This window comes from Mesorhizobium sp. M2A.F.Ca.ET.067.02.1.1 (assembly GCF_004023285.1).
Lineage (GTDB): Bacteria > Pseudomonadota > Alphaproteobacteria > Rhizobiales > Rhizobiaceae > Mesorhizobium.
In genome coordinates this window covers 1-13,454 of sequence record NZ_RZSB01000073.1, presented here as the reverse complement: position 1 = coordinate 13,454, position 13,454 = coordinate 1, and the positions used below count along the sequence as shown (strand labels likewise).

14 protein-coding genes are annotated in these 13,454 nt (G+C 63.7%); 2 read left to right on the top strand and 12 right to left on the bottom strand.

The window, feature by feature from the left end:
* The 12 genes from EOA28_RS08810 to puuE form a co-directional block, all read right to left on the bottom strand.
* Positions 1 to 955 (bottom strand): ABC transporter substrate-binding protein (locus EOA28_RS08810; RefSeq protein WP_128314818.1); only part of this gene is annotated, 955 nt, incomplete at its 3' end.
* A gap of 115 nt (positions 956 to 1,070) precedes the next feature.
* Complete coding sequence (locus tag EOA28_RS08805) at positions 1,071 to 2,726, bottom strand: ABC transporter ATP-binding protein (protein ID WP_126079912.1); 1,656 nt, start codon at positions 2,724 to 2,726, stop codon at positions 1,071 to 1,073.
* Entirely contained in the window at positions 2,726 to 3,547 is an 822-nt protein-coding gene (locus tag EOA28_RS08800) for an ABC transporter permease (protein ID WP_042645242.1), read from the bottom strand. The genes EOA28_RS08805 and EOA28_RS08800 overlap by 1 nt, the downstream gene beginning before the upstream one ends.
* Positions 3,548 to 3,605: 58 nt before the next feature.
* Positions 3,606 to 4,565, bottom strand: coding sequence for an ABC transporter permease (locus EOA28_RS08795; protein ID WP_042645241.1), 960 nt, complete (start codon positions 4,563 to 4,565; stop codon positions 3,606 to 3,608).
* Between the two features lie 97 nt (positions 4,566 to 4,662).
* The gene (locus EOA28_RS08790) at positions 4,663 to 6,252 is read right to left on the bottom strand and encodes an ABC transporter substrate-binding protein (RefSeq protein WP_127252084.1); all 1,590 of its coding nucleotides are present in this window, start codon (positions 6,250 to 6,252) and stop codon (positions 4,663 to 4,665) included.
* Between the two features lie 147 nt (positions 6,253 to 6,399).
* Positions 6,400 to 8,385, bottom strand: coding sequence for a CocE/NonD family hydrolase (locus EOA28_RS08785; protein WP_127252085.1), 1,986 nt, complete (start codon positions 8,383 to 8,385; stop codon positions 6,400 to 6,402).
* A 79-nt stretch (positions 8,386 to 8,464) separates the two neighbouring features.
* Complete coding sequence (locus EOA28_RS08780) at positions 8,465 to 8,881, bottom strand: type II toxin-antitoxin system MqsA family antitoxin (RefSeq protein ID WP_127252086.1); 417 nt, start codon at positions 8,879 to 8,881, stop codon at positions 8,465 to 8,467.
* Between the two features lies 1 nt (position 8,882).
* Positions 8,883 to 9,188, bottom strand: a complete 306-nt coding sequence (locus EOA28_RS08775) for a type II toxin-antitoxin system MqsR family toxin (RefSeq protein WP_127252087.1) — start codon at positions 9,186 to 9,188, stop codon at positions 8,883 to 8,885.
* A 55-nt stretch (positions 9,189 to 9,243) separates the two neighbouring features.
* Positions 9,244 to 9,837, bottom strand: a complete 594-nt coding sequence (locus tag EOA28_RS08770; RefSeq protein ID WP_128314817.1) for a nucleoside deaminase — start codon at positions 9,835 to 9,837, stop codon at positions 9,244 to 9,246.
* Positions 9,838 to 9,848: 11 nt separating this feature from the next.
* On the bottom strand, positions 9,849 to 10,340 hold the full coding sequence (locus tag EOA28_RS08765) for an ureidoglycolate lyase (RefSeq protein ID WP_127252089.1): 492 nt from the start codon (positions 10,338 to 10,340) through the stop codon (positions 9,849 to 9,851).
* Entirely contained in the window at positions 10,337 to 11,212 is an 876-nt protein-coding gene (locus EOA28_RS08760) for a bifunctional allantoicase/(S)-ureidoglycine aminohydrolase (protein ID WP_127252090.1), read from the bottom strand. The genes EOA28_RS08765 and EOA28_RS08760 overlap by 4 nt, the downstream gene beginning before the upstream one ends.
* Before the next feature lie 93 nt (positions 11,213 to 11,305).
* Positions 11,306 to 12,730, bottom strand: coding sequence for an allantoinase PuuE (gene puuE / locus EOA28_RS08755; RefSeq protein WP_127252091.1), 1,425 nt, complete (start codon positions 12,728 to 12,730; stop codon positions 11,306 to 11,308).
* A gap of 169 nt (positions 12,731 to 12,899) precedes the next feature.
* Here puuE and uraH point away from each other — a divergent pair, with 169 nt between their 5' ends.
* Positions 12,900 to 13,274 (top strand): hydroxyisourate hydrolase, encoded by a 375-nt coding sequence (gene uraH, locus EOA28_RS08750; RefSeq protein ID WP_127252092.1) that lies wholly within the window; start codon positions 12,900 to 12,902, stop codon positions 13,272 to 13,274.
* A 3-nt stretch (positions 13,275 to 13,277) separates the two neighbouring features.
* Positions 13,278 to 13,454 (top strand): 2Fe-2S iron-sulfur cluster-binding protein (locus tag EOA28_RS40090; protein ID WP_348633426.1); only part of this gene is annotated, 177 nt, incomplete at its 3' end.

Sequence of the window (13,454 nt, the reverse complement as noted above, 5' to 3'; positions counted from 1 at the left end):
TCTCCTCGCGGTCCATGGCAAGCTTCAGCGCCATGCGGAGGTCGTTGTTGTCGAAGGGCGCGGTGTCGCAGAACATGTTGAACGGGTAGTAGCCGCGCCCCGACACGTTCTCGACGCTGACGCCCGGCATGCGTTTCACCAGATCGACCACCTTGGGCTCGACGCGGTTGATGAGATGCACCTGGCCGCCCTGCAGCGCCGCGAGCCGGGCCGTCGGATCGTTGATCACGACAATCTCGATCTGGTCGGCATGGCCGGCCTTGTCGCCGCGCCAGTAATTGGCGAAGCGCTCGCCGCCATGCTTCACGCCGGGCTGGTTGACGGCGACCTTGTACGGCCCGGCGCTGACGCCGGCATTCGGGTTGTCCTTGCCGCCATTCGGCTGGATCACCAGGTGGTAGTCGGCCATCAGATAGGGGAAGTCGGCGTCGGCGTCGCCGAGCGTCACCACCACCTCCTTGCCGTCGGCCTTGATGGTCTTGATGTTCTTCAAAATGCCGAGCGCGCCGGATTTCGACTTCTCATCGGCGTGGCGCTCGAGCGTGGCGACGACATCTTCAGCCGTCACCGTCTTGCCGTTGTGGAATTCGACGCCGTCGTGGATTTTCATCGTCCAGGTCTTGGCGTCGGCCGAGGCGCCGATCTCCTCGGCGATCAGGTTCTCGACGCCTCCCTCGGGCGTTAGCCGGACAAGGAATTCGCCCCACTGCTTACAGAAGTTGAAAGTGACCTGGCTGAGGTTCAGCGCCGGGTCGAGGCTGTTGGTCGATTCACCCCCCTGCAGGCCGGCCTTGATGATGCCGCCCTTCACCGGGGTCGCGGCGAAAGCCTTGCCGGCCAGCGTCGTCGCCAGCGCCGCCGAGGCGCCGAGCGCGGCCGCGCGGCCGAGGAAATCGCGCCGCGATATCCTGCCCTTGCCGGCGAGTTCGGCGAGATGATCGAGTTCCGTATGCATGTCCTGCCCCCTTGTTCGAGATTGATTCCGGTGCGGGTTCTATCCGCCCGCGGCGATCTTTCCCCTTCCCTGTTGCGGCCGCATGACAAAAGTGCTTGGGTCGACTTTTGGCAGGCTAATTTCCAGCGCTTTCCATGCGCCGGCCCTTGATCGCCTTCTCCAGCCAGCCGATCTCCATCTCCGGCACGGAGGAGAGCAGCAGGTCCGTATAGGCGTCGAAAGGCGGCGTCAGCACCTTGCTCTTGGAGCCGTAGCGCACCACCTCGCCGCGATACATGACAGCGATCGAATCGGCGATCGACTTCACCGTCGCCAGGTCATGGGTGATGAAGAGATACGCGACCTTTTCGTGCTGCTGCAGGTTGAGCAGCAGTTTCAGGATGCCGTTGGCGACCAGCGGGTCGAGCGCCGATGTCACCTCGTCGCAGATGATCAGCTTCGGCTTGGCGGCGAGCGAGCGCGCGATGCAGACACGCTGCTTCTGGCCGCCGGAAAGCTCGGCCGGGTAGCGGTCGACGAAACCCTTGCCCATCTCGATCTCGTCGAGCAGCTCGGCGACGCGCTTGTCGCGCTCGCGGCCCTTCATGCCGAAATAGAACTCCAGCGGCCGGCCGATGATGGTGCCTACCGTCTGGCGAGGGTTCATCGCCACGTCGGCCATCTGGTAGATCATCTGCAGCTGCCGCAGGTCCTCCTTCGGCCGGTCGGCCAGCCTGTTGGCGAGTGGCCTGCCGTCGAAGGTGACGGTGCCCTCCTCGGGCGGCAACAGGCCTGTGATCGCGCGCGCCAGCGTCGACTTGCCGGAGCCGCTCTCGCCGACCACCGCCAGCGTCTGTCCCGGATAAATGTCGACCGAGACGTTCTTCAGCACCTTGACATGGCCGCCGCCATAGGCGGCGGTGACATTCTTCACCGACAGGAAGGGCGTTGTGCCGGGCGGCTGTTCCTTGTGCTCGATCTCATGCACAGAGACCAGCGCGTTGGTGTATTCCTGGCGCGGCTCCTTGATGATCTGCCGCGTGCCGCCCCACTCCACCAGCCGGCCATGGCGTAGCACCATGATCTCGTCCGACACCTGGGCGACGACGGCAAGGTCGTGCGTGATGTAGAGGGCCGCCACATGCGTGTCGCGGATGGCGTCCTTGATCGCCGCCAGCACGTCGATCTGTGTCGTCACGTCGAGCGCCGTGGTCGGCTCGTCGAAGACGATGAGGTCCGGCTCCGAGCAGAGCGCCATCGCCGTCATCACGCGCTGCAGCTGGCCGCCGGAGACCTGGTGCGGGTAGCGCTCGCCGATCGTTTCGGGATTGGGCAGGCTGAGCTTCTTGAACAGCGCGACGGCCCGCTTCTCGGCTTCGGCGCGCGTCGCGGTGCCATGCAGCATGGCCGCCTCGACCACCTGGTCGATCAGCTTATGGGCCGGATTGAAGGCGGCGGCCGCCGATTGCGCGACATAGCAGACTTCGCGTCCGCGCAGCGCCCGCACGCCCTTGGGGCCGGCTTTCAGGATGTCGCGGCCGTTAAGGATCACCTCGCCGCCGGTGATGCGCACGCCGCCACGGCCATAGGCCATGGACGACAGGCCGATGGTCGATTTGCCGGCGCCGGATTCGCCGATCAGGCCGAGCACCTTGCCCTTTTCCAAGGTCAGCGAGACGTCGTGGACCAGCGTGATCGTCTTCGGCGCTTCGCCAGGCGGGTAGACGGTCGCCTCGATGCGCAGGTTGCGGATATCGAGGAGCTTGCCTGAATTTGCCTTTGTGTCGGCCATCAGCCGCGCCCTCCCTTCAGGCTCGTCGTGCGGTTGAGCACCCAGTCGGCGACGAGGTTGACCGAGATCGCCAGCACCGCGATCGCGGCCGCCGGGATCAGCGCCGCCGGAATGCCGAAGACGATGCCGTCCTTGTTTTCCTTGACCATGCCGCCCCAGTCCGAATCCGGCGGCTGCACGCCGAGGCCGAGGAAGGAGAGCGCTGACAGGAACAGCACCGCGAAGATGAAGCGCACGCCGAGCTCCGCCACCAGCGGCGACAGCGCATTGGGCAGGATCTCGCGGAAGATGATCCAGGCCTTGCCTTCGCCGCGCAGCTTCGCCGCCTCGACGAAGTCCATGACGTTGATGTCGACGGCAACGGCGCGCGACAGGCGGTAGACGCGGGTGGAATCGAGGATGCCCATGACCAGGATCAGCGTCAGCGTGTTGGTCGGCAGCACCGACAGCACGACGAGGCCGAAGATCAGTGTCGGGATCGACATCAGCAGGTCGACGAAGCGCGACAGCAGCGTGTCGAACCAGCCGCCGAACACCGCCGCCGTGAAGCCGAGGATCGAGCCCAGCGAGAAGGACAGCGCCGTCGCCGCCACCGCGATCTCCATGGTGATGCGCGCGCCATAGATCATGCGCGAGATCAGGTCGCGGCCGAGATTGTCGGTGCCCAGCCAATGCGCCGCCGACATCGGCTCCCACACGTCGCCGACGATCTCGCCATTGCCGTGCGGGGCGACCCAGGGCGCGAAGATGGCGCAGAACGCAAAGAAGCCGGTCAGGATCAGTCCGATCCAGGCGGTGAACGGAATTTGTCGTAGCGCCATTCGCTTCAGTTCCCCCTCTGGTCGTCCTGCATCCGGCCCGTCATTTCGGATGCTCTCGTCACTTCGGATGCCTGAGCCGCGGATTGGCCACGATGGCGGCGATATCCGCGACGATGTTGAGCGTGATGTAGACCGCGGCGAAGATCAGGCCGACCGCCTGCACCACCGGCACGTCGCGTTTGGCGACATGGTCGACCAGATATTGTCCCATGCCCGGATAGACGAAGATCACCTCCACCACGACGACGCCGACGATGAGATAGGCGAGGTTGAGCATGACGACGTTGACGACCGGCGCGATCGCGTTCGGGAAAGCATGCTTGCGGATGATGTCGAAGGGTTTCAGCCCCTTGAGCTCGGCCGTCTCGATATAGGCCGACTGCATGACATTGAGGATCGCCGCGCGCGTCATGCGCATCATATGGGCAAGCACCACCAGGGTGAGCGCCGTGGCCGGCAGCACCACGGCCTGCAGCCTTTCGAGGAACGGCGTGGAGTCGTCGACCGTCGAGATGCTCGGGAATATCTGCCAGTGCACCGCAAACACGAAGATCAGCACATAGCCGATGAAGAATTCCGGGAACGATGTCGAGGCCAGGGCCAGGCCGGAGATCAGCTTGTCGACGAAGCCGTTGCGGTAGCGCACTGCAATCAGCCCAAGGATGACCGCCAGCGGCACAGCGACGATCGCCGCGCACGCGGCCAGGAAAAGCGTGTTCTTCAGCCGGGTGCCGATCGAGCTTGCAATGTCGAGCCCGCTCGACTGCGCCGTGCCGAAATCGCCATGCAGGATGCCCCACAGCCAGTGCACGTAGCGCAGCCATGCCGGGTCGTTGAGCCCGAGCTGCTCGCGCAGGTTTGCCAACGCCTCCGGCGTCGCCGACTGGCCGAGGATCGCCTGGGCGACATCACCCGGCAGGATCTGCGTGCCGGCGAAGATCAGCACCGAAACGGCGAATAGAAGAACCAGGCCCAGCAAGATGCGCTGAGCGACCAATCTCAGGATCGGAGACGACATCGGCTACCTGCAACGGTGAAGAAGGGACGGTGCCCGCCTTTCAGGCAGGCCATGAAAGCCGGAAGGGCCGGCTCGCGCCGGCCCTTCCTATCCTTCGTCAAGCCTGCAGCCAGCACTCGATCAGCGCGTGGCCGTTGCTGAGTTCCTGCGCCGGGTTGTCGACCCAGCCTTCGACGCCCTTGCCGGTGGCGTCGACGAACTGGTTGAAGAACGGCACGATCAGGCCGCCTTCGTCGCGCATGATCTCGCCCATGTCGCGGTAGATCTTCTTGCGCTTGGCTTCGTCGAGCTCGCCGCGCGCCGCAAGCACCATCTTGTCGAAATCCGGCCGCTTGAAACGGGTGTCGTTCCAGTCGGCAGTCGAGAGATAGGCGGTCGAATACATCTGGTCCTGCGTCGGACGCCCGCCCCAGTAGGAGAGCGAGAAGGGCTGCTTGTTCCAGACTTCCGTCCAGTAGCCGTCGCCCGGCTCGCGCTTGATCTCGATCTTGATGCCCGCCTTGGCGCAGCTCTGCTGGTAAAGCTGGGCGGCGTCAACGGCGCCAGGGAAGGCGACGTCGGACGTGCGCAGCAGGATCGAGCCGCTATGGCCGGACTTCTTGTAGAGCGCGGCGGCTTTTTCCGGCTCGAACTTGCGCTGTTCGAAATCCTCTGCGAACAGCGGATAGGCCTTGTTGACCGGCATGTCGTTGCCGACCTCGCCGTAGCCGCGCAGGATCTTGGTCAGCATCTCCTCGCGGTCCATGGCAAGCTTCAGCGCCATGCGAAGGTCGTTGTTGTCGAAGGGCGCGGTGTCGCAGAACATGTTGAACGGATAGAAGCCGCGGCCTGAGGCGGCGCGGATGGTGACGCCGGGCAGCCGCTTGACCAGGTCGACGATCTTCGGTTCGACGCGGTTGATCATGTTGACCTGGCCGCCCTGCAGCGCAGCCATGCGGGCCGTCGGGTCGTTGACGACGATGATCTCGACCTGGTCGGCATGGCCGTATTTGTCGGCCTGCCAGTAATTGGCGAAGCGCTCTCCGCCATGCTTCACGCCGGGCTGGTTGACGGTGACCTTGTACGGGCCGGTGCCGATGCCGGCATCAGGCTTATCGTTGCCGCCATTCGGCTGGATGATCAGGTGATAGTCCGCCATCAAATAGGGCAGGTCGGCGTTCGGGTCCTTCAGCGTGACCACGACATTGCCGCCATCGGCCTTGATGGTGTCGATGCTTTTCAGGACACCCAGCGCGCCCGACTTGGATTTTTCGTCGCTGTGACGCTTCAGCGTCGCCACGACGTCGTCCGGCGTCACTTCCTTGCCGTTGTGGAACTGGACGCCCTTGCGGATCTTCATCGTCCAGGTCTTGGCATCCTTCGAGCTGCCGATCTCCTCGGCGATGAGATATTCGACGCCGCCGCCCGGCGCGAGCTCGACCAGCGTTTCGCCCCAGCACTTGCCGAAGGCGAACGGAACCTGGCTGAGGAAAGTAGCGGGATCGAGGCTGTTGGTGGATTCACCGCCCTGCAGGCCGGCCTTCAGCGTGCCGCCCTTGACCGGGCCGGCAGCGCGCACGGCGCTGGAGAGCAGCGAGTTGGCGAAAGTGGCGGTGACGCCAAGCGCGGCGGCGCGACCGAGAAAGTCGCGACGGCTAAGTTTCCCGGCCGCGACTCGCCGGCTGAGATAGTCGAGTTCGTTGGACATTATGGTTCCTCACTCTGGGTATGCGACCTTATGGTCGTTTCTTCTATTGGAGGAGATAATGACCGTAAGGGAAAGCGGCAGGCAAGACCGAATGCGACATGCGGTGGCGTAAATCGCATGTCGCGTTTGGACCAATCTTGCCTCCGCTCAAACCAGGGAGCGGGGAATCGTCTGCTCGAAATCGCGTTCGAAGATCAGCTTTTCGCCCTCATAGGCTTCGATTCTGGCGCTGACGATGAAGCTCTCTGCGTCCGATCGCATGTCGGCAAAGGTTTCGGTCCGCACCGACCATTCATCGCGCGACAATGTCTGCGTCCAATGCGTGGCTCCGGTGGCCGACAGCGGATCGTCGGGATGGATCGCCCATGTCTCGCGTACGATGCTGCCATTGACCAGCCCGTGGTCGAGATCGCGCACCGCGCCGAAATCGTCGGTGATGGAAAGCGTGACCGTGCCGGTCTTCTCGTCGCGGTCGATATGGCGTTCGGAACTCGTCGGCCTGATCGTCTCGGTCGCCCAGGGCGTCGCGCCTTCCGGCTCAGGGAACGAAACCTCATTGCCTTTCGCCAGCGGCCGCAGCGGCAGCTTCAGCGTGGCCTTCGCAAGATCGAGTTGCACCGGTTCCGGCGAGGGCCAGATCATCGGCCAGTAGGCGGTCGAAACGGCGACGCGCAATTTGTGGCCGGCCGGCACGCGGTAGGCGCATTGGTCGAGCACGACGCGCGCCGAAAAGGTCTGCCCTGGCACCAGCGCCTGCGGGAACTCATGCGAGTCGCGGTGGGTCAAATTGAGCAAGCCATAGGAGATCAGTTCCGAGGCGCCGTCCGGGTGCACATCGCAGAGACGCACCGCGATGTTGGCCTGCGGCCGATCGGAGGCAACTCGGACCGCGAGCTCCGGCGCGCCGACGATGTCGATCGCCTCACCGAGCTCGGGCTGGTCGAAGCAGACCGACAGCGCGTCGTCGGGGCGTTGGTCGCCGGGCAATTCCGGCCCGAAGGTGAAGGGAAAATACTCGCCGCCGGCGAGGCCGCAGGTCTGCGGCGAAGCGACGATCAGGGGTTTGCCGCCATTGGCGATAAGCTCGATCGCCTCGACCTTGATGTTTGAGGACGGCCATTCCTGCTCCGCCACCCAGCGGCCCGGCCGTTCCGGGTGCCAGCGCGCCGGCCGCACGCTGTCCATCACATAGGCGCGGTAGGCCGGATCGGCCTCGACGCCGGTCGCAGCACGCTTTAGCCAGCGGTCCCACCAGCGCAGCGCCTCCTGCAGGAAGCCGATCGCCGGATTGGGTCCGGCGTAATGCGGGTATTTGTGGATCCAGGGGCCGACGATGCCTTTGACCGGCGACTGGATGCCGGTGACGAGATTGGAGATCGTGTTGCGGTAGCCGTCATGCCAGCCGCCGATCGACAGCACCGCCGCTTTGACCGCCGAAAAATCCTCACAGATCGAGCCGCGCTTCCAATAGGCGTCGCGGTGCTGGTGACTGAGCCAGAGCGGCAAAAGGAAGGGCTGGTTCTCCAGCCGGCTGAGCCATAAGTCGCGCCAGCGGTTGCCGCCGGCAATCGCCGGATCCGGCGGCCGTGACGAATAGGACAGCATCGTCGAGGCCCAGCCGAAATTTTCCAAGAGCAGGCAGCCGCCCTTGTAATGGATGTCGTCGGCATAGCGGTCGACGGTCGAGCACAGGCTGATCACCGCCTTCAGCGCCGGCGGCTGTTTCGCCGCCACCTGCAGGCAGTTGAAGCCGCCCCAGGAGATGCCCATCATGCCGGCATTGCCGTTGCACCAGGGCTGCGCCGCCGCCCAGGCGATGACGTCGCAGGCATCCTGCAGTTCCTGCTCGGAATATTCGTCGTCCATCAGCCCTTCGGAATCGCCATTGCCGCGCATGTCGACGCGGATCGAGGCATAGCCGTGGCCGGCAAAATAGGGATGGGTGAGCTGGTCGCGAAAAATGGTGCCGTCGCGCTTGCGGTAGGGCAGGTGCTCGAGGATCGCCGGCACCGGATCGTCAGCCGCATCCTCGGGCATCCAGATGCGCGCCGACAGCCGGCAGCCATCCGGCATGACGATGCCCATATCGGGAAATTCGACGACTTTGCGGGGGAATTCTGTGACGGTTTTCATGGGGCGCATAACGCTCCGGGGCGCGCCGACTTTCAATCGCCATTCGCGACTGGAGCATCAAAAAATGCGACTTGGGTCGTTAGCGCAATTCGTCGAGCAATTCGGGGTGTTTTTCGAGCAACGTCATCAGCTGAATGGTCGGGCCGCTCGGCTCGATCAGACCTCGCTCATATTTGTCGAAGGCATTCTCGCCGACTTTGAACAGGGAACCCGCCTCACGCTGCGACAGCTTGAGCTTTGCGCGCATGCGCCGGATGGTTTCTGGCGCCGGCACGCCGTCGATCTTTTCCTTGAGAATGCGCAGGGCGGCATCAACGGCAGCCATATCCTCCCCGACATGCACGCCGTCTCCGTCCGAAGCCGAAGCCGGATAGTAGCCCGGCAGGTCGACAACCATGCTCTCGCCTTTGTAGGTCACGGTGAACGGACGTACCCCGCGCGTCAGGATCTCTCCGGTTTCGGGAGAGATCATGGTTTCACTGGTTTCTGTCGCCATGTCATTTCTCCTTGAATGCCATGACCATGAATTCGGTCACGACATCAGCCTGGAATTTCACATAGAGAAGCATGTCGCGCGCCGGCACATGATAGACATCCTGCCAGACCCGGTGATCGGCGAAGGTCGTCATCGATTTCACGAACATCTTCCGCGTCATGCCACCGATCACCTCGACAATGCCGGCGCGATCGAAACCAAGGCCGACCGCATCGCGCAGGGCTGACGTTGTGATAGCCAACGTGTCGACAGACCCGAACGTGGTCTTGATCGCCTCAAGATCGTAGGTGGGCCTGCGTTTCTCCATGACTCAATATGCCACCATAAAGGTGGCAATTCAAGGTAGGTGCAGTGGAAACGATTCAGTTCAGCGGAATGTCGTTCTCCGCCTTGCTCGCTTGGTAAGCGTCGGACAGCTCGTCATAGCGCTCCGAAATGCTGCCGATGCGCGCCTCCAGCCGCTCACGTTCGGCCTCCGGCAGTGCCCGCACCAGCCGGCGGATCGAGAAGCTTTTCCAATAAGCGTTCTCGGCATTGTAACCGCCGGGGTCGAGGGTGAAGACCTCTTTCAGGATTTTCAGATCATGCGGGATGGCAAAGCTGTCGCGCGAATCCTCATGGCTGAAGAGATAGTAGAAATTGTCGAAGCCGGTCCAGGTGATCGCTGACAAACACAGCGAGCACGGTTCGTGCGTGGCGAGAAACAACGCATCCTTGGTGTCAACGCGCTCGGCCTTGGACATTTCATAAAAACGCTTCAGGCAATGCACCTCGCCATGCCACAGCGGATTTTCCATCTCATTGTTGGTCTCAGCCAGCACCAGCGAGCGGTCGTCCTTCCTGAGGATCGCGGCGCCGAACAGCTTATTGCCATGAGCGACGCCTTGAGTCGTCTTCGGCACAATGTCGTGCTCGATAACGTCGAGCAGGCGGTCGATCAGCGAAATGTCGGTCATGGGGAAGGCTTTCAGGGAAGGTGGATCTCGTAAGGATGCGAGAAATAGAATTCCTCGAGATTGGAGCCGTCGCCGCCGCGGTCGACGATCAGGAAATCCTGTTCCTCGCCGATCGGCGTCAGCACGCCGTGCCACAGGTTGCGGCGGTAGTTGATGCCCTGTCCGGGTCCGGCGAGGAAAGCGTGCGGCTCACCCGGGCCGTCCTTGGTGTCATGGCAGACGACCACCAGAAAGGGCCGCGGCGACAGCGGGATGAAGGCCTGGCTGCCGAGCGGATGGCGCTCGACCATGGTGAGCTTCAGCGGCATCTCGTAGGGCGTCCCGCGCACCATCGAGATCAGCACCCGCGCGTTCGGGCCGGCCGCTTCCGCCGTGGCCAGGTCGTGATAGCGCATCGCCTTGCCGCCGTTGATCGGGTAGCGGTTGTCGCCGCCCATGTCGATGACGTCGCCGAACGGCGCAAAGTTCTCGCGGGTCAGTGGCTGGGCGACGATGCGGCTCACCGCGCCTTGCCTCCAAGATAGCCGCCCCCAAGGTAACCGCCAAGCCTGGCGTGCCGGTTGACGTCCTTGTAGAGCAGATAGCGGAAATTGCCCGGCCCGCCGGCATAGCAGGCCTGCGGGCAGAAGGCGCGCAGCCACATGAAATCGCCGGCCTCGACCTCGACCCAGTCCTGGTTCAGCCGGTAGACAGCCTTGCCTTCGAGCACATAGAGCCCGTGCTCCATGACATGAGTCTCGGCGAAGGGTATGACCGCGCCGGGCTTCAGCGTGACGATGGTGACATGCATGTCGTGGCGCATATCGGCCGGATCGACGAAGCGGGTCGTTGCCCAGCGCCCTTCCGTGCCCGGCATCGGGCTCGGCGCGACGTCCTGGTCACTGGAGAAGAAGGCTTCCGGCACGTCCAGGCCGTCGACAGCCTCATAGGCCTTGCGGATCCAGTGGAAGCGGGCGGCGGCGGCGGTCTCGTTGCGCACCGTCCAGCCACTCGCCGGCGGCAGGAAGGCAAAGCCGCCGGAGGCAAGCACGTGTTTGTTGCCGGCCAGCGAAACGGTGATCTCGCCTTCGACGACGAACAGCACGCCCTCGGCGCCGGCGTCGAGTTCGGGCCGGTCGCTGCCGCCGCCCGGCAGGACCTCGACGATATATTGCGAAAAAGTCTCGGCGAAGCCCGAAAGCGGCCTTGCGATGATCCAGGCCCTGGTCTTGTCCCAGAACGGCAGCGGACTGGTGACGATGTCCTGCATGACGCCTTTGGGAATGACCGCATAGGCTTCGGTGAAGACGGCGCGGCCGGTCAAAAGCTCGTTCTGGCCGGGATGGCCACCCTGCGGCGCGTAATAGGTTCGCTCGGCAGTCTTGATCATATCCATGGGGTCCTGACCCTCAGAGCAATTCCAGTGTGAAGGGGTTGGATTCGGCGACTTCGCCCAAGCCTTCCGTCCGGAATTGCGTAAAAACAAACATCAGAGTGGGAGCATGTCTTTCAGGCGAAGCAACGCGATGCGTTCGACCTGTTTGCAGGCGGTTTCCAACTCGGTGCCGCGGCTGTTGCCGATCCGCGCCTCGAACTCCGCCAGGATTTCGTCCTTGGACTTGCCCTTGACCGCGATGATGAAGGGAAAGCCGAAGGTGGTGACATAGGCGGCGTTGAGTTTCGAGAACAGCTCGCGCTCCTTGTCGGTCAGCGCGTCGAGCCCGGCGGAGGCTTGCTCCTTGGCCGATTCTGGCGTCAGCCGCTTGGCGGCCGCCAGCTTGCCCGCAAGGTCCGGATGGGCGTTGAGCACGGAAAGCCGCTCGGCTTCGCTCGCCGCGCGGAAGACCCGGCAGAGCGCATTGTGCAGGCCGCCCGCGCTGTCATGCGCCGGCCCAAGCTCCAGTTCGTAGGCGCGCTCGGCAATCCAGGGCGAATGCTCGAACACGCCGCCAAAGGCGTGCACGAATTCCTCGAACTCCATCCTGGACGGCCGCAGCGCCGGCGCCTGATAGGGATGCGTCTCGCGCCAGTGTTTGGCGATGTCGATGCGCCGGGTCAGCCAGACCTTGTCATGCGACTTCACATAGTCGACGAAGCGCTTCAGCGCCGCTACCCGACCGGGGCGGCCGACCAACCGGCAGTGCAGGCCGATATTCATCATGCGCGGCCGCCCTGCCTTGCCCTCGGCATAGAGCGTGTCGAAACTGTCCTTCAGATAGGCGAAGAACTGGTCGCCGGAGTTGAACCCTTGCGGCGTCGCGAAGCGCATGTCGTTGGCGTCGAGCGTGTAGGGGATGATAAGCTGCGGCGTCTCCAGCCCGTCGCGGTCGAACCAGTAAGGTAGCTCGTCGTCATAGGTGTCGGAGACATAGTCGAAGCCGCCTTCCTCGGCGACGAGCCGCACCGTGTTCACCGAGGTGCGCCCGGTATACCAGCCGGTCGGCCGCGCGCCGGTCACCTCGTAATGCAGCCGGATCGCCTCATCGAGGTCGCGCTTCTCATCCTCGGCCGCATGGTCGCGATAGTCGATCCATTTCAGGCCGTGCGAGGCGATCTCCCAGCCGGCTTCCTGCATTGCGACGACCTGATCGGGCGAGCGTGCGAGCGCGGTGGCGACGCCGTAGCAGGTCACCGGCGCCTGCGCTTCGGTGAACAGCCGGTAGAGCCGCCAGAAGCCGGCGCGGGCGCCGTATTCATAGATCGACTCCATGTTCCAGTGGCGCTGGCCGACCCACGGCGCTGCGCCGACGATCTCGGACAGGAAGGCTTCCGAGGCCTTGTCGCCGTGCAGCACGCAGTTCTCGCCGCCTTCCTCGTAGTTGACGACGAACTGAACCGCGACGTGCGCGCCGCCAGGCCATTTCGGGTCCGGCGGATTGGCCCCGTAACCGCGCATGTCCCTATCGTAACGCATTGTCGCTCCTGCCCGATGGTTGCGATGAAGATATCGAAAGGAGTGCGCATGCATTCCCCCGAAAATTTTTGAAAGTGCTTTTTGCCCCACTCCGCTCGACCGGGGCTTATGCATCGCCTTTAATTGGCGCACAATTGATCTGAGATTGTATCGAGACGGGAGGCCGCCAGTGGCAGAAACGTCGAAAGCCGATGGCGGGCGCCTGACCACCCATGTGCTGGACACCGCGACCGGACGGCCGGCAAAAGGCCTATCGATCGAGCTTTTCCGCATCGAGGGCCAGAGCCGCACCCATCTCAAGACCGTCGCCACCAACGATGACGGCCGCTGCGAGGCGCCGCTGCTCGCCGGCGCCGATTTCCGCACCGGCCAATATGAGCTGGTCTTCGCCGCCGGCGACTATCTGCGCGGCCAGGGCACCAACCTGCCCGAGCCCGCTTTCCTCGACATCGTGCCGATCCGCTTCGGCATGGCGGAAGAGCGGCACTATCACGTCCCGCTCTTGATTTCGCCCTATGGCTACTCGACCTATCGGGGGAGTTGAGACATGGCCGATACCAAGATCCGCAACGAGATACGTTTCATCCTGAACGGCGGCGACGTGGCCCTGAAGGACATCGCGCCCGATGCGACGCTGCTCGACTGGCTGCGGCTCAACCGCTCGCTGCGCGGCACCAAGGAAGGTTGCGCCGAGGGCGACTGCGGCGCCTGCACGGTGCTGGTC